Annotated in this window: 13 protein-coding genes; 3 read left to right on the forward strand and 10 right to left on the reverse strand. The window is 62.2% G+C overall.

Annotation, left to right across the window (positions count from 1 at the left end; genetic code table 11):
• Positions 1 to 211 precede the first annotated feature (211 nt).
• Genes BM300_RS28915 through BM300_RS28925 form a run of 3 tightly spaced genes read right to left on the reverse strand, consistent with a single transcriptional unit; the run spans position 212 to position 4580 of the window.
• Complete coding sequence (locus BM300_RS28915) at positions 212 to 2647, reverse strand: alpha/beta hydrolase (protein WP_092345357.1); 2436 nt, start codon at positions 2645 to 2647, stop codon at positions 212 to 214.
• A 9-nt stretch (positions 2648 to 2656) separates the two neighbouring features.
• A complete protein-coding gene (locus BM300_RS28920; RefSeq protein WP_092464654.1) occupies positions 2657 to 4099 on the reverse strand; it encodes a TIGR01777 family oxidoreductase in 1443 nt (480 codons plus the stop codon).
• A complete protein-coding gene (locus tag BM300_RS28925) occupies positions 4092 to 4580 on the reverse strand; it encodes a cell division protein (protein WP_170862121.1) in 489 nt (162 codons plus the stop codon). The genes BM300_RS28920 and BM300_RS28925 overlap by 8 nt, the downstream gene beginning before the upstream one ends.
• Before the next feature lie 621 nt (positions 4581 to 5201).
• Here BM300_RS28925 and BM300_RS28930 point away from each other — a divergent pair.
• A complete protein-coding gene (locus BM300_RS28930; RefSeq protein WP_092151089.1) occupies positions 5202 to 5570 on the forward strand; it encodes a DUF6124 family protein in 369 nt (122 codons plus the stop codon).
• Positions 5571 to 5857: 287 nt separating this feature from the next.
• On the opposite strand, the gene BM300_RS28935 is transcribed toward BM300_RS28930, so the two are convergent.
• The 7 genes from BM300_RS28935 to BM300_RS28965 all read right to left on the reverse strand — a co-directional run bounded on the left by BM300_RS28935 (position 5858) and on the right by BM300_RS28965 (position 14806).
• Positions 5858 to 6724, reverse strand: a complete 867-nt coding sequence (locus BM300_RS28935; protein WP_092151086.1) for an ABC transporter permease — start codon at positions 6722 to 6724, stop codon at positions 5858 to 5860.
• A gap of 12 nt (positions 6725 to 6736) precedes the next feature.
• The gene (locus BM300_RS28940; RefSeq protein WP_092151083.1) at positions 6737 to 7597 is read right to left on the reverse strand and encodes an ABC transporter ATP-binding protein; all 861 of its coding nucleotides are present in this window, start codon (positions 7595 to 7597) and stop codon (positions 6737 to 6739) included.
• A 5-nt stretch (positions 7598 to 7602) separates the two neighbouring features.
• Positions 7603 to 8628 carry an ABC transporter substrate-binding protein gene (locus BM300_RS28945; protein ID WP_092151080.1) on the reverse strand — a complete coding sequence of 342 codons (1026 nt, stop codon included), beginning with the start codon at positions 8626 to 8628 and terminating at the stop codon, positions 7603 to 7605.
• A 37-nt stretch (positions 8629 to 8665) separates the two neighbouring features.
• Positions 8666 to 9577 carry a TauD/TfdA dioxygenase family protein gene (locus BM300_RS28950; RefSeq protein WP_092151077.1) on the reverse strand — a complete coding sequence of 304 codons (912 nt, stop codon included), beginning with the start codon at positions 9575 to 9577 and terminating at the stop codon, positions 8666 to 8668.
• A 328-nt stretch (positions 9578 to 9905) separates the two neighbouring features.
• Positions 9906 to 11273, reverse strand: a complete 1368-nt coding sequence (locus BM300_RS28955; protein ID WP_063323481.1) for an HlyD family type I secretion periplasmic adaptor subunit — start codon at positions 11271 to 11273, stop codon at positions 9906 to 9908.
• Entirely contained in the window at positions 11263 to 13419 is a 2157-nt protein-coding gene (locus BM300_RS28960) for a type I secretion system permease/ATPase (protein WP_092222176.1), read from the reverse strand. The genes BM300_RS28955 and BM300_RS28960 overlap by 11 nt, the downstream gene beginning before the upstream one ends.
• Positions 13420 to 13456: 37 nt before the next feature.
• Complete coding sequence (locus BM300_RS28965; RefSeq protein ID WP_092413719.1) at positions 13457 to 14806, reverse strand: TolC family outer membrane protein; 1350 nt, start codon at positions 14804 to 14806, stop codon at positions 13457 to 13459.
• Here BM300_RS28965 and BM300_RS31155 point away from each other — a divergent pair.
• Together BM300_RS31155 and BM300_RS28970 are read left to right on the forward strand one after the other, a co-directional pair.
• Entirely contained in the window at positions 14805 to 14948 is a 144-nt protein-coding gene (locus BM300_RS31155; protein WP_158265820.1) for a hypothetical protein, read from the forward strand. The two genes, BM300_RS28965 and BM300_RS31155, sit on opposite strands and share 2 nt — an antisense overlap.
• Before the next feature lie 216 nt (positions 14949 to 15164).
• The coding region (locus BM300_RS28970; RefSeq protein WP_092464656.1) for a retention module-containing protein at positions 15165 to 16225 on the forward strand (1061 nt) is incomplete at its 3' end.

Raw genomic sequence — 16225 nt, forward strand, 5'->3', positions numbered from 1 at the left:
TTTTTTCGTTTCTGGGGATTGAGAACAGCCCCTGAATTGAACTCACCCCTGTGGCGAGGGAGCTTGCTCCCGCTGGACTGCGCAGCAGTCCCAAAACCTGGCGCCTCGGAGTGTCAGGCAGATCGCATTCAAACGGCTTGGGGTCGCTACGCAACCCAGCGGGAGCAAGCTCCCTCGCCACAGGTTCCGTGATCGACAGCCTTCGCGCTGCCTACTCCACCAACCTCAGCTCCCCATCGCAATACACCACCTCACGCCCCAACCAACCCACATCCACCTGCGGCAACACCGCCGAGGGTTTGCGCAACTCACGCAGCAACGTCGAGCCGTGGGACAAACGCCCACCCATTCGCGCAATCACCGCCCGGGCGCTTTGATAGTGTGCGTGGCGACCAGGGTCCAACGTGTCTTCAAGCAGAATGTCCTCACCCAGAATCCCGCGGGCCTGCCCCGGATAAATCATGAAGCCGCTGGCCTGCTCGGTGCCTTCACGACCGTCCTGCCAGAAGCTGCCATCGCGGGTGCGGATGTCCGGGTGCGGCGCGAACCAATGGGCTCGGTCAGCCGTCGGCATGGCGTGATGCAGGCGGAAGAACATCCGCATCAGGTTGTCGCGATACCATTCGCGCACTTGCAGGTAGTAACCGCGTAAGCCCGGCAGACCCGTCGAATGGGCAGCACGAATCGCCAGGGGCCATTGTGGGAAGGCTTGCAAGGGCAACTCGGTCGGCACCGGGCGTGGCGTCGCCGGGTCGGTTTCCCACGGCAGGCGATGGGGGCTGTGTTCAAGGTCGTCATAGGCGGTCGGTGGGCGCCCCAACAGGTCGCCGCCGCTGCTGGCCAACGCGCTGGCGATGCACAGGTTGCCTTGCACCACGAACACGTAGAAGCGGGTGAACCAGTCGGCTAGTTGCTGGCCGTCGGCGCCTTGTGTGGTCAGTTCGAACAGCTCCGGGTCGAAGCGCCGCAAGCCGTGTTCGAGCGTGAGCAGATGCCCACGAGCGATGCGTTGCATGCGCAGGAACAACGGCAGCGAACGCAGCAGGCACAGTGGCCGCCAAGGCAGGTGCGGTGTCGCGCCGCCAACCTCGCCGGCGTAACTGCTGGCACTGATGCCCCAGTCGGCCAGCCGGGCGAGAAACAGGTCGTTGTTGATGTACGACGCGCCGCCAAACACCGCCGTGAACGGCTCGCTGTCCTGTAACACCCGCGAGTCCCAACGCGCCATGATCGCCGGAATACTCGCCGCCGCGCGGCGCTGGGCGTACTCCACCAACACGCTGGGTTGCGGCGGCAGGATCTCGGCGATGTTGGCGGCGGTCAGGTGGCGGCGCCAGCCGTAGTCGCTGATCGGCCGGTATTGCAGCAGCCAGAGTTGCGTGCCGTCCCAGGCCCATTCAACGTCGCCGGGTACGTAGTGGAAGACCCGCAGCACGCCTTGCAGGAAACGCCATAGCACGTCTTCGGTCAGGCCATGGGCGGGCTTGAATGTGCCGCTGCTCCACGACGCGCCGAGGCGGGAAAGGATCGCCCGCTCGGGGCTCACCTGACCATCGGCCAACGACTCCAGGTGACCTTCGACCCATTCCAGTTCGACGGACAGGTGGCGCACGAAGGCAATCCCGGACAACCGTGGTGCGATGAAGCGCTGCACCACCACTTCCTCGACACCTGCCGCACTCAACTCGACAATGCGCGCCGGCACGTTGTGCGTCGGTTCACGCAGGAACGTGGTGCTCAGGCCGGCATTCGCCGCGTCGGCCTGGTCCTCGCCGTAGCTGGAGGAACGCACCGCCCAGATAGCGTCCGGTTGACTGCTCAGGAACGCCGGCAAGCGCGGATCATGGCAATCGTTGAGCGACAGCGCCGCAGGCACCGCCTGCCCGGCCAGTTCCGCCAGACGCAAGCGGCCACCCTTGGTGTGCGCGACGAACCCACGCTCGCCCGACTCCAGCCATGCGGCGAACTCGGCCGGCGCATCGATCCACGGGTAGTGGCCCCAACCGGGTTTCAGGCTGATGGTCAAATCGGCACGGGCAAGAATGGCCGACCAGGCCGCCGCCTGGGCGACGCCCAGCACCTTGTCCTGATCGCCCCAGACCAGTTCGACCGGGTCGGTGATCCATTCCAGCAGCGGCAGTGCGGTGTCCGCACGCAACTGATCCCAGAGCGGCACAAAGGCGCGGCAGCGAGCATAGCCGGCGCCCATGCGCTGGTACTGCGCGGGCGTCCAGGTCTGGCGGGAGAATTTGTGGGCAAACAGCGTCGGCTTGTTCGAGAGCAGCCAGTGAATGGTCTTGCGAATCGGCAGTGGCGACATCAACGCCGGCAGCCGTCGTTGCCACAAAAAAGCACCAACCGGCGCCAACAACACACTGCGACAAAAATGCCCCGGCTGACGTTGCAAGGCGTGCAGCACCAGCAAGGCGTTGACCCCGACCGCCATGATCGCGCTGCCCTTGTCCGTTGCCGCCAGCAACGCCTGGGCGTAGGCCGCCAGGTCTTCGCAGGGGGCCTGAGGGTTGTTACCAAAGCCAGGCAGCTCCAGCGGCACCACGTCGTGGTGCTGAAAATGCGGCAACGCGTCGTCCCACCAATCGGCGGCGCTTCCGTTGCCGGCCAGCAGGTACATCCGGGGCTTGCTCATGGGCGCTCCTCAGGCCAGGTCGCGCAAGGCAGCGTCGAGGGTCGGGTACCGGAACGTATAACCGGCCTCGACGAGACGATTGGGCACCACGCGCTGGCCGTCGAAAAACAGCTGGGCCATCTCGCCAGCCAGGGCACGCACCGGCGCGGCAGGAATGTGGAACCACACCGGACGCTTGAGTACCTTGCCGACGCTTTCGGCGAACAGCGCCTGACTGACCGTTTCTGGCGCCACCAGGTTGTAGGTGCCGCTCAGGCTTTCGTCATCGAAAGCCCGGGCGATCACTTGGATGACGTCGTCGCGGTGCACCCAACTCATGATCTGCCGACCATCGCCCATCCGCCCGCCGAACCCCAGGCGAAACGGAATCAGCAACGGCAGCAACGCGCCGCCCGGGCCAAACACCACGCCCAGGCGCATCACCACCTGGCGCACGCCCAACTCAGTGGCGGGCCGGGCTGAGGCTTCCCAACGCACACAGAGTTCAGCCATGAAACCATCACCCTGGGCGGCACTTTCATCGAGACTTTCGCTGGCGTCACGCACGCCGTAAAAACCGACGGCCGAGGCCTGTATCCACAACGCCGGTTTGTGCCGGGCGTTTTTCAACCAGGTCATCAAGGCTTCAGTGGTATTGACCCGACTGGCGATGAGTTGCGCCTGACGCTTGGGACTCCAGCGCGGCCCGGCCACCGGTGCGCCTGCCAGGTTGATCACCACATCGAAGGTTTCGTCATGGCCCAGTTTGCCCAACGAACGCAGGCACCGGGCGCGGCCGTCGAACAGATAGGCCGCTTTCAATGGATCGCGAGCCAGCACGCTGACCGTGTGCCCGGCATCGAGCAGTTGATTGACCAGTGTCTCGCCGATAAACCCGGTGCCCCCGGTCACCAGCACGCGCTTGTAGGCGCCACCGGCAAACGGGTTGGCGGGCTTGCCCGCGCGCTGCATGCGCAAGGCCGCCAACCCGTCGCGAATCCCCGAGGCCGTGACCCCGATGGCGAACAAGGTCAGCAACCAACCGCGCCAGCCCAGCTCGATCGCGCTCAGGCCGGTCGGCAAATTCGCCCATTGCGCCAGTTGCACGCCGTACAACGCGAAGAAGGCCCCGCCGTTGACCGCCAGCACCGTGTGCATGATGCGCTCGATGGCGGGCAACTTGCGGGTCCGGTCCTCGACCACGAAATCCCAGAGCGTCAGGCCGATCTCCAGCGCGAACAGCAGCGCGATGACGATCGCCCACGTCCCCTCGAAGGCCAAGTGCGCCATGCCCAGGAACAGGATCCCGTAGAAGCACGAGCGCAGGGCGTGGATAGAGAGCTCCAGCCGGGCACTGTGACGATAGGGCAAGGCGACGGTGAGTTCGTGGTGATACAGGGTATCCAGCGCACCGAGGATCGCTTGGGCAATCAGCAGGGTGATGGCCCAGTCCAGCAGAGAAAAGTCAGGCATGGTTTGCATCACTCGACGCGTTGTCAGTCAGGGAGGTGCGGCGGTCGTGGCGATAGAGCCAAAACAGCGGCGGCAATAAAACGAGCAGTGCCAGGCTGTCGAACCACAGGTGCGACCAGACCCGTGCCTGGGCAGAAATCAGCATGTCCTGGGGCGCCCAGAGCAAGATGCCGGCGATGATCCAACCCCAAGGCATGGCGCGCTTCAGTCGATTGCCAATGTGCACGAGGGCGAGCATGTACAACGCATAGCTTTGCAACGTGGCGCCGAACAAGGCCAGCCACCAGACCTGTTGTGCCCTGGCCGTCGCGGGCACCGCGGCGGCGCCCCAGAAGGCCTGTTCGATGTTTTGCAGGTAGCCATCGAGCAAGCCCGAATGGCCTGCCCAGCTCAGGGTGACGCCGGCAAGCAGATGCATCAGGGCGGCGGCATAGAGCCAAACGACCAGGGCTTTGCGAAGGGTGCTTTGAGGGACTGGCATTCCGTGTCCTGAAGGCTTGCTGGAGGGTCGCAAGTCTAATGGAAAAGGAGGTGGCTTTATCTGGCTAACGGGCCGGCCAACGATAAATAAATCCGCGCCTGAACACCTGAGGCGTTCCCCACGCCCAAGCCGAACGCAATTGTGGCGAGGGGATTTATCCCCGCTGGGCTGCGCAGCAGCCCCAAATGGTTGAACACCCGCAGCCTGACACACCGAGGAGACTGGTTTCAGGGCTGCTGCGCAGCCCAACGGGGATAAATCCCCTCGCCACAGGTTCGGTGTTCCATTTCAGTAAGCAACAGGTCCTAGGAGATTTCCTTCAAGTTGTAGCGATGTTGGTGAACTTGTCCGGCTTCGGGCCCGCCGCTAGTCTGGGTTTGTCACTGAAAAAACGGTGACACGGACGTGCAAGTCCGGGTAAAAGAACGCCAAATAATGCCACCAGCCATTTAATGAGCATTCGTGCCCGTGTTTTATGGCGGCTGTGTGTGGGGAGACCTTCGGGTCTGCCGAGGTTTTTTTGGTGGTTCCTACTCGGTCTTGCACACCCTCACATAGCTGCCACCCTTATATCGCGTGCAAGCGAGCTAGGGCGGCTCTGATTGAATAGGAAGCCAAAACATGTTCAAGGTAACTCCGAATCCGCCAGGAGGCCCTGGCAACTCCGACAAATCCTCAAAAACCAAAAAACTCGACGAAGCCGCCGAGCGCGCCCTCGACTACTACCTCAACCCCAAACCGGCCGATGAAGCCTCGGGTAAAACCCAAGCATCCCAACTCTTCATGGTCGCCCCGGACATCGACACCGAAACCCTGTTGGCCAATGCCTCCGAAGACCTGCTGTCCATCAGCGCCATCGCCGCCGACCTGGCGGATGACGTTGAAAGCAGCCGCCGCAGTGTCATCCTGGCGATCAGCCGCATGGCCGATGGGGTGCATTTATTGGTGGAGCGGGCGATGGATCGGCTTGAGGTCCAGGCTTCGGGCTGACATTCCTGTGGTGGATTGAAAACCGCCATCGCGAGCAAGCTCGCTCCCACAGGGGTTTTGTGTCGACTGAGATATCGAGATCAACGCCCGTCAACTGTGGGAGCGAGCTTGCTCGCGATGACGCCAGCCCAGACAACCCAGAACCCGTGGCGAGGGAGCTTGCTCCCGCTGGCCTGCGAAGCAGGCCCCTGTGTTTCTTCTGGCTGACCGCGTTGCCGGGTTTTGCGACTGCTACGCAGTCGAGCGGGAGCAAGCTCCCTCGCCACAGGGTGCATTCTCACCATCGATTAGCGCTGCATCCCCCAACGCTTCACCGTCACCCGCTCCAAACTGTCGAACACCAGGTTCTCCACCAACAACCCGATCAAAATCACCACCGCCAACCCGGCAAACACCTTGTCGGTGTACAGCTCGTTGCGGTTCTGGAAGATGTACCAGCCCAGGCCGCCCTTGCCACTGGTGGCGCCGAACACCAGTTCGGCGGCGATGAGGGTGCGCCAGGCGAAGGCCCAGCCGATTTTCAGCCCGGCGAGGATCGATGGCAACGCCGCCGGGATCAGGATAAACAGCACAAAACGCAGGCCCTTGAGCCCGTAGTTGCGCCCAGCCATGCGCAGCGTTTCCGACACGCCGAGAAACCCTGCATACATGTTCAACGCCAGCGCCCACAGCACCGAATGCACCAGCACGAAAATCAGGCTGTTCTGCCCCAGGCCAAACCACAGCAGCGCCAACGGCAACAGGGCGATGGCCGGCAACGGGTTGAACATCGATGTCAGGGTGCTGAGCAGGTCGCGGCCCAGTTGGGTCGACACCGCCAGGGTGGTCAGGCCGAACGCCAGGACGATGCCCAGCAGGTAGCCCTTGATCAGCACCACCAGGGAAATCCACACCTTGCCCAGCAGCTCGCCGCTGAGCAGACCGTCGTACAACGCGTTGGCGGTTTGCAGGAAGCCCGGTAGCAGCAGGTCGTTGTTCTGGTAGCGGGCCACGGCTTCCCACACCACCGCCAGCAGCAACAGGATCAGGCTCTTGCGCAGCCAGCCCTGTTGCCAGAGGCGCTGGCCGAGGGGCAGCTCCCGCTCCAGCGGCACGTGGGTCAAAGGTTGCAGGTCGACTTCATATTCTTCGCGCGCGGGCGACAAATGGCTCATGGAATGTTCCCCTCAGTACGCGATACGAATGTCGGTGAAATCCAGCTCACGCTCGGCTTCAAGCGGCTGGCCTTCATTGAACAGCAACCCATGGATGCGCCGCGCCGTGTGCTGGAACCCCACGCCACCGAGGCTGTGCAGATCGTATTGATGGCTGTGGACTTCGGCCCGCACACGCCCGGGGTGCGGTGACAGCAGCAGGATGCGATTGCCCACCACCAACGCCTCTTCGATCGAGTGGGTGACGAACAGCAGCGTGAAGCGCACCTCTTCCCAGAGCAGCAGCAACTCTTCCTGCATTTTGCGCCGGGTCAGGGCATCGAGGGCCGCGAAGGGCTCATCCATCAAGAGGATTTTCGGCTGCATCGCCAGCGCCCGGGCAATCGCGACGCGAGCTTTCATGCCGCCGGACAACGTATGGGGATACGCATCGGCAAACGCCGCCAGACCAACCTTGTCCAGGTAATGCAGCGCCCGCTCCTCAGCTTCGCGACGCTTGAGCGTGCCAGACGCCAACAGCGCGAACATCACGTTCTGCTTCACGGTTTTCCAGGGCGGCAGTTGGTCGAACTCCTGGAACACCACGATCCGGTCCGGCCCCGGCGCGCTGACGACCAGGCCTTGCAAGCGGATCTCGCCTTCGCACGGGGCGATGAAACCGCCAATGGCCTTGAGCAAGGTGGACTTGCCGCAACCAGACGGCCCGAGCAGGACAAAACGGTCCGCCGGGTCGACTTCAAAACTCACTTGATGGGTGGCCCGGACCACGCGTTGCGGGGTGCGGTATTCCAAGCTGACGTTATCCACCGACAACAACGCGGTGTCGGTGCGGGTGGCGTTGCTGGCCGCGTGGCCTTGCAATGGCGCATTCATGACAATCAGCTCCCCTGCAACGGTTTGGCATCCTGGAAGAAATAATCCTCCCATGACGCCGGTTTGTTCTTGATCGCACCGACGCGGTAAAGAAACTCGGCCAGCGGGTAAGTGTTTTTCGGGCTAACGGTGAATTCGATCTGCGGGTTGTCGATGATCTTCAGCAATGTCGCCCGGTCGATCTTGGCCTGGGTCACCCGCAGGTAGGTGTCCGCCGCCGCGCCTTTGTCCTTCTGAGCGAATTCGGCCGCTTCGGTCAGCGCCTCGACGAATGCCTTGTAGGTCTTCGGGTTTTCATCGCGGAATTTCTCGGTGGCAAACAGCACCGTGGGCGAGTTCGGACCGAGTACGTCATAGGAATTGAGCACCACGTGGACACTGGGGTTTTGCAGGGCCTGGTCCTGGAACGGCGGGTTGGAAAAGTGCCCGGTCAACTCGGTGCCGCCGGCGATCAATGCCGCCGTGGCATCCGGGTGAGGAACGGCCAAGGTGTACTTGTCGAGGCGATTGAAGTCCTTGTCGCCCCACTGCTTGGCGGCGGCGTATTGCAGGAAGCGCGACTGCACCGAAACACCCACCGCTGGCACCGCGATGCGGTCCTTCTCGGTGAAGTCGGCGATGGTCTTGATGTTCGGGTTGTTGCTCAACAGGTAATAAGGGAAGTTGCCCAGGGAGGCCACGGCCTTGACGTTCTGCTTGCCACGGGTGCGGTCCCAGACCGTCAACAACGGCCCGACGCCGGCCCCGGCAATGTCGATGGAGCCAGACAGCAACGCATCGTTGACCGCCGCGCCGCCGGACAGTTGAGTCCAATCGACCTTGATGTCGATGCCCTCCTCCTTGCCGTGCTTCTCGATCAATTGCTGGTCGCGGACCACGTTCAGCAACAGGTAAACGATGCCGAACTGCTCGGCGATCCGAATCTCGCCCTCGGCGTGGGCGCTGGCCGGCGTGACCAGGCTGCCAGCCAACAAACTGAAGCCCAGGCCGATGGCGGCGGCCAGCGGTGCAAAAGCGATGCGTTTGGACATGGTGATTCTCCAAGCTCTTTGCGCCAGGCGCAGCCGATCAGAAAGGGGCGTCGCCCTGGATGGTGGTGCGGTACAGCTTGCGGCGCAGATGGCTCGGGCAACCGGCGGCCAGGTGGATCAGCGAGCGGTTGTCCCAGAACACCAGGTCATGGGGCTGCCATTGATGGCGATAGATGTTCTGCGGCAGCACGCTGTGGGCATACAGCTCGGCCAGCAGCGCTTGGCTTTCGTCCTCCGGCAAGCCGACGATGCGGGTGGTGAAGCCCTCGCTGACGAACAACGCCTTGCGCCCGGTTTCCGGGTGGGTGCGCACGATGGGATGGACGACTTCGGCAACCTGGGCCAGTTGCTCCGGCGTCAGCGTCGGGCGCCAGTTGCCTTCGAATTTGGTCTCGCTGTAGCGCGCCGTGTAAGAGTGAGCCGCCGAACGGCCTTCCACCGCTTTGCGCAACGCATCGGGCAAACCCTCCCAGGCTTTGTGCATGTCGGCAAACAGCGTGTCGCCGCCTTCGCTTGGCAATTCCTGAGCGTGGAGCATCGAGCCGAGGCTGGGCAGTTCTTTATAGGAGAGGTCCGAATGCCAGAATTTGCCGGCATCGCCGAGGCCGACGGATTGGCCGTTTTCGATGATGTTGGAGACGATGAGGATCTCCGGATGCCCGGCCAACAGGAACTGCTTGAGCACATGGATTTGCAGTACGCCAAAACGGCGGCTGAAGGCGATGTGCTGTTCCGGGGTAATTTGCTGGTCGCGGAACACCACCACATGATGATCCAGGTGGGCGCGGTGGATGCGGGCGAAGTCCTGGTCGTTGATCGGCCGGGACAGGTCCAGCCCAATGATCTCGGCGCCAACGGCTTCGATGAACGGACGGATTTCGAACGTCTGCGGCGCGATGTTCGCGGCGCTTGGGGTAAGGGAATCCGGAGAATAAGAGACGGCTGACATACATCACTCCCACGCACGGCGCGCTTGAACAGGCGCGCACTCGATCAAAACTCACGGCGTTACCGTGTTGGTTTGTGTCGTGCGGCGCGCCGATTGGTCGGCAGGTACGCAGGGGGATGACTTTAAGGGTATAAGAAAGTTAATTTAAATATTAAAAATGCATAAGCATATGGCAGAACTTGAGGGAACGACACGGTCCTGTGGCGAGGGAGCTTGCTCCCGCTGGGTCGCGCAGCGGCCCCCAAAAAAGCGATGAGCGCTGCGCACTCAAGCGGGAGCAAGCTCCCTCGCCACAAAAGCTATCCAGTCATCGATTGGCAGCTGTGGACTACCGCTCGTGCAGCGCCTCGGCCCGGGCCTTGATGATGGGCTTGAGCAGGTAGCTGAGCACGGTTTTCTTGCCGGTGATGATGTCCACCGACGCCACCATGCCAGGAATGATCAGCAGCGGTTTTTCATCAGTGCCCAGGTGGCTGCGTTCGGTGCGCAGCTTGATGATGTAGTAAGTAGTCTTCTTGTCTTCATCGGTGATGGTATCGGCGCCGATCTGTTCCAGCTTGGCTTTCATCCCGCCGTAGATGGTGTAGTCGTATGCGGTGAATTTCACCGTGGCGTCCTGGCCGGGGTGCAGGAAGGCGATGTCCTGGGGACGGATTTTCGCCTCCACCAGGATGGTATCGTCCAGCGGCACGATTTCCACCAGGTCGCTGCCGGGCTGGATCACGCCGCCGATGGTGTTCACCAGCAACTTGTTGACGATGCCGCGCACGGGCGACGTCACCAGGGTCCGGCTCACCCGGTCTTCCAGGGCTTTGCCGGTGGCCTGGGCCTTGTTCAGGTCGGTGCGTGCTTCATTGAGCTGGGTCAGGGCATCGCTGCGGAACTTGCCGCGCGTCTCGTCGATCTTGCGCTGCACTTCCTTGATCGCCGATTCGGCACGCGGGATCGCCAGCGTCGTGGCGTCCAGTTGCCCACGGGTCTCGACCTCGGCGCGCTTGAGCCGCAGCACTTCCACCGGCGATACCGCGCCCTGGGCCACCAGCGGCTCGGACATGTTGATTTCCTGGCGTTGCAGCGCCAGGCCTGAGCGGTATTGCGCCTGCTTGGACACGAATTCGCGCAGTTCCTGCTGGCGCTGAATCAACTGCTCCTGCAAGCCGCCGATTTCATCGTGCAACTGCTGGCGGCGGCTGATGTACAGCGACTCCTCGCTGGCGGCCTGGCCCGGCACCGCCTTGAGCACATCGGCCGGGAAGTTCAGCGGCCGGTCATCGACCTCGGCACTCAGGCGCTCGACCCGCAACAGCATGGACAGGCGATCGGCCTCGGTTTCGCCGACATTGGAGACAAAGCGGGTGTCGTCCAGGCGGATCAACGGTGCGCCGGCTTCGACGATCTGCCCTTCCTTGACGAACAGCTCAGCGACGATGCCGCCTTCCAGGTTCTGGACTTTCTGGATCTTGGACGAGGGAATCGCCTTGCCGTCGCCCTTGGTCACTTCGTCGATCACGGCGAAGTTGGCCCACAGCGCCAGGAACACAAAGAAGCCGATGATGCCCCAGATCGTCAAGCGCACCACCCGGGGAGCGTCCTCGATCAGCGCCTTGTTGACTTCGGGCAGCGGTTGGCCGTGCAGCGAGTCGGAGCCTTTGAAATAGCGGCCCACAGCGCCCCTGAAACCTGATTTAAGCAACACTGATCTGCCCCTTCTTCAACGCTTCCATGACGGCGGCTTTCGGGCCGTCGGCAAGGATCTGTCCACGGTCGATCACCAACAGGCGGTCCACCAACGACAGCAAGGATGCCCGGTGCGTCACCAACAACACGGTCTTGTTTTCCACCACGGCGGCCAGGCGCTGTTTCAAGCGTTCTTCACCCGTGTTGTCCATGGCGCTGGTGGGTTCGTCCAGCAACAGGATGGGCGGGTTGAGCAGCAATGCGCGGGCCAGGGCGACGTTCTGGCGCTGGCCACCGGACAGGTTTTGTCCGCGCTCACCGACCTGCAGTTCATAGCCCTGCGGATGCAGGCGCGCGAACTCATGCACGCCCGCCAGTTCCGCGGCCTGGAGCACCAGTTCATCTTCGACGTAACGGGCGCCGGAGGTCAGGTTGTCCCGCAGGGTGCCGGCCAGCAGCTGGATGTCCTGGGGCACGTAGCCAATGTTGTAGCGCAGCTCGCTGACGTCGATCTGGCGGATGTCCACGCCGTCCACTAGCAAGGCGCCGTCATCGGGTTGATAAAGCCCCACCAGCAACTTGGCCAGGGAACTCTTGCCCGAGCCGCTGCGACCGATGATGCCGATTTTCTCGCCCGGCTTGATCACCAGGTTGATGTTCTTCAGCGCGGGGTTCTGCTGGTTCGGGTAGGTGAAGTTCAACTGACGGCATTCAATGGCGCCCTGCAACACCTTGCGGCTGAGCGGGCGCTCGTCGAAATTGCGCTCTTGGGGCAGCTCCATCATCTGGTCGACGGAGGTCATGGTCACCCGCGCCTGCTGGTAGCGGGTCAACAGGCCCGACAGCGACGCCAGTGGGCTGAGGGCGCGGCCACTGAGCATGTAGCAGGCCACCAGCCCGCCCATGCTCAGGTTGCCGGCGATGATCAGGTAAACGCCGAAGACGATCATGATCACCCCGGCCAATTGCTGGATCAGCAAGGTGATGTTCATCGCCAGCCCGGACAACATCTTCACCCGCAGTTCGAGGCGGCTGAGGGTGCCGATGGTCTGTTCCCACTGGTACTGGCGCTCGCTCTCGGCGTTGTTGACCTTCACCGCGTCCAGGCCGGCCAGGGTTTCGATCAGGCTGGATTGGCGCTCGGCGCCCAGGGCCATGGTGCGTTCCATGGTTGCCACCAAGGGCTTTTGCAAGGCGTAGCCGATCAGCAAGGCAATCGGGAATGCCAGCACCGGAATCCACACCAGGTGCCCGCCGATAATCGCGATGACCATGAAGATCAGCAGGGTGAATGGCAGGTCGATCAGGCTGGTGAGGGTCAGCGAAGCGAGGAAATCCCGCAGGCTCTGGAACTCATGGATGTTCTGGGCAAAGCTGCCGACCCGCGCCGGGCGGTATTTCATGGACATACCGACGATGCGCTCGAACAGCGTCGCCGAGATGATCAGGTCGGTTTTCTTGCCCGCCAGATCCAGACACAGGCTACGCAGCATCTTGAGGATCAGGTCGAAGACATAGGCGCCGGTGATACCAACGGCCAATACCCACAGGGTCGATTCGGCCTGGTTCGGCACCACGCGGTCGTAGACGTTCATCACGAACAGTGGCGCGGCCATGGCGATGATGTTGATCAGCAGGCTCGCGGCAATGGCATCGGCATACAGCCAGCGGGACCGCTTGAGGGTGTCGCGAAACCACGAACGCGCCCGAGGAATCAGCGTGCCGTGGTTAACGTCAAATTTATGCTGCGGCTGGGCGAAGAACACCTTGCCACTGTAGTCATCGGCCAGCAGTTCGCGGCTGATGGTCACCTCACCGCCATCACTTTCGCTGAGCAGCAACCGCGCCTGATCGTCACCGACCCAGCCCAGCAGCACGGCACTGCGGCCGTCCTTGAGCAACAACAGCGCTGGCATGGCGATGGTCGGGATTTGTTCGAGCTTGCGTTGCAGCACCCGACCTTGCAGGCCGGCACGGGCCGCCGCGCGCGACAATAATTCGACGCTCAGCCGCTGCTTGGGCAGCGGCAGGCCGGTGGTGAGCATTGCGGCGCTGGCCGGCTTCTGATGCAGCATGCAAAGCGCCAGCAAGCCGTCCAGCAGCGGGTCGTCGTGCAGCGTGCGCGGGTCATGAACTAGTTCGACTGGACTGACTTCTGATTCCACGCTCGGCACTCTGACTGATTAAAACGGGTGGTAGGACTCAATTCATCCCAGGCAACTGAACCTTGGGCTTCATGTCGTTCTGCACAACCGATGCCAACGGCGCGACCACACCCTGGCTTTTCAACAGCTGGCCCATGGTCGCCTTGATCCGGTACTGGGTGAACAGCTGCACATTCTTGATTTCGGCCAGACGGCGGGACGCGCTGAACAGCTCGTTTTCACTGTCGAGCAAGTCGAGCAGGGTCCGCTCGCCGAGGCTGAACTGCTTCTGGTAGGCAGTGCGCACATTGGCGCTGCGATCCACGTATTGCTGGGCGATCGGCACCTGGGCGTTGGCGTTGTTCAAGGCGTTCCAGGCCAGGCCCAGTTCTTCATTGAGCTGGCGCAGCGCGTTGTTGCGAATGTCCAGCGCCTGGTTGGACAGGTACGACTTGGATTCCAGGTCCGCCTTGTTGCTGCCGCCGGCATACAGGTTGAAACGCATGCGCAGCATGGCTTGCCATTCATTGTTGTGACCGTTCTGGCCGTCCAGGTCGTTGTCGGCAGTGCGGCCCAGCTCAGCGTCGAAACGTGGGTAGAAGCTTGACTTGGCGGCTTCGTACTGTTGCTCGGCTGCGGCGATGTCGGCTTCGGCCGAACGCAGCACCGGGCTGTTTTCCAACATCTGGGCGCGGGCTTCGGTCAGGTTGGCCGGCAGCAACGCCAGAAAATCAGCAGGTCGCTCCAGTTGATCGGGCAGTTGGCCGACGGCGCTGAGGTAGTTGGTCTCGGCATCGGCCAGGTTGGTTTGTTCGGTGATCAGGTTGTTGCGGGCCTGGGCCATGCGCGCTTCGGCCTGGTCCATGTCGGCGCCGCTGCCCACGCCGCGGGAAGTGCGCAGCTTGATCTGGTCGAAGATGCGCTCGTGACTCTTGAGGTTTTCCTCGGCCAGGCGCACGAACTCGCGACGGGTCAGCACGTCCAGGTAGACCTGGGCCACTGTCAACCCGGTGCGCTCGGACGCGTCCAGCAACGAGTAGGCACGGGCATTGACGGTGGCTTGTTGACGCCCAACTTCGCTGGACGTCGCAAAACCGTCAAAAACCATTTGCGACAGGCGCAGGCTCGACTCGCTGCGGTTCAGGGTTTCCCAATGATTGGTCCCGCCCGACCGGGTGGTGACGCTGTCGGTGCCTTCACGGCCGTATCCGGCTGCAAGGTCCACTCTAGGCAGGTAGCCACCCTTGGCCGCCTTGAGTTGGTAATCCGCCGCAAGGCGACTGTTCACGCCGGCCTGGATTTCAGGATGGACATCCAGCGCCTGTTGCATGGCCTGCGGCAAGGTTTGTGCTTGTACGAAACTGGCGGCGAGGGCAAAAGGTAAAGCCTTGAACAGGTACAGACGCATGGTGGATTTCTTCCTGAAACACTTGTCTTGGATCACAGCGAAACGTGGCGCTGCATCGGATGATGGCAACCGGAATGACCGTATGTCGGAAAGTTCAAAACAGGAGCTGGAACACGCACCGAAAGAACAGGTCGCCGCTTAAATATCAATGTGACATTACGCCAATGATTGTTTAGGATGGCCGGCATAAGGTCAATAGTTTGGCACAAACAAAATAATTGAAAAATTATAGCCAAAATATTGACATGTAAAAGCGTCAAATAACCTTACTTTGTGAACATGAACGTCCAGACCGCTGCTGCCTACAAGCCAGCGGGTCCATGGAAGTCTACTGAGCGTGGCCCCCGGAGAGTCTTCAATGAGCAGTGTTATTGCCGTTGTCAAAAGCATTGTTGGTCAGGTTTTCGTCGTATCCCCTGAGGGCATCCGGCGCGTACTCATTGAAGGTGATCGCTTGTACACGGGCGATCAGTTGGACACTGGCCCTTCCGGCGCCGTCACATTGGATCTGGCCGACGGCCGCACCCTGGACCTGGGCCGCGATACCCAGTGGAGCGCCAATGCCCCGGACTCGTCCACCGATCTTGAACAGGCCACAGCCCAGGCTGCGCCGTCAGTAGAAGAGCTGCAACAAGCCATCGCCGCCGGCGTCGACCCGACGACCGCCCTGGAAGCCACCGCCGCCGGCGCCACTGCCGCAGGTACGGGCGGTGCCGCCGGTGGCGGCCACAGCTTTGTGGTGCTGGATGCCACCGCTGGTAGTGTCGACCCTACTGTCGGTTTCCCAACTGAAGGTCTCGCTGCGGCTGCCGCCACCGATAACAACATCCTGGGTGGCGATACTACGGATACAACCGCCAACGCCGTGCTCAATGCGACGATGACCCTGAGCGCTACGCCAACCCTGACCGAAGCCGGCGGCGTGCTGGTCTATACCGCGACCGTGACCCAGGCCCCGCAGACGGCCTTGACCGTGACCTTGTCCAACGGCGCGGTCATCGTGATCCCGGCGGGTCAGCTGACCGGTAGCGTCAACGTTCCACTCGCGCCGAATGACACTGTTTACAACGACCCAAGCCAGATCAGCGTGACCGTCACTGGCACCACCGGTGGCACTGGTATTGCCTTGACCGTGCCCACCACGCCGGCCGTGACCCAGATCACCGACACCATCGACACCACCACCGTCACCCTGACGGCGGGCAACACCGTGACCGAAGGCGGCCAGATCACCTACACCGCCACCCTGACCAACCCGGCCCAAACCCCGGTGACCGTGACCTTGAGCAATGGCTCGGTCATCACCATCGCGGCTGGCCAGACTACCGGCACCGTCAACGTCGAGACGCCAGCCAATGACGTCTACAACAACGGCAGTACGGTCAGCACCACCATTACCGGTGCGACCGGTGGCAACTT

The organism is Pseudomonas sp. NFACC46-3 (genome assembly GCF_900114515.1).
In the GTDB taxonomy this organism is placed as follows: Bacteria; Pseudomonadota; Gammaproteobacteria; order Pseudomonadales; family Pseudomonadaceae; genus Aquipseudomonas; species Aquipseudomonas fluorescens_Q.

Excerpts from the sequence above, each read along its gene's own strand:
- BM300_RS28915 (WP_092345357.1), bottom strand. The coding sequence starts at position 2,647 with ATGAGCAAGCCCCGGATGTACCTGCTGGCCGGCAACGGAAGCGCCGCC.
- BM300_RS28920 (WP_092464654.1), bottom strand. The coding sequence starts at position 4,099 with ATGCCTGACTTTTCTCTGCTGGACTGGGCCATCACCCTGCTGATTGCC.
- BM300_RS28925 (WP_170862121.1), bottom strand. The coding sequence starts at position 4,580 with ATGCCAGTCCCTCAAAGCACCCTTCGCAAAGCCCTGGTCGTTTGGCTC.
- BM300_RS28930 (WP_092151089.1), top strand. The coding sequence starts at position 5,202 with ATGTTCAAGGTAACTCCGAATCCGCCAGGAGGCCCTGGCAACTCCGAC.
- BM300_RS28935 (WP_092151086.1), bottom strand. The coding sequence starts at position 6,724 with ATGAGCCATTTGTCGCCCGCGCGCGAAGAATATGAAGTCGACCTGCAA.
- BM300_RS28940 (WP_092151083.1), bottom strand. The coding sequence starts at position 7,597 with ATGAATGCGCCATTGCAAGGCCACGCGGCCAGCAACGCCACCCGCACC.
- BM300_RS28945 (WP_092151080.1), bottom strand. The coding sequence starts at position 8,628 with ATGTCCAAACGCATCGCTTTTGCACCGCTGGCCGCCGCCATCGGCCTG.
- BM300_RS28950 (WP_092151077.1), bottom strand. The coding sequence starts at position 9,577 with ATGTCAGCCGTCTCTTATTCTCCGGATTCCCTTACCCCAAGCGCCGCG.
- BM300_RS31155 (WP_158265820.1), top strand. The coding sequence starts at position 14,805 with ATGGTGGATTTCTTCCTGAAACACTTGTCTTGGATCACAGCGAAACGT.
- BM300_RS28965 (WP_092413719.1), bottom strand. The coding sequence starts at position 14,806 with ATGCGTCTGTACCTGTTCAAGGCTTTACCTTTTGCCCTCGCCGCCAGT.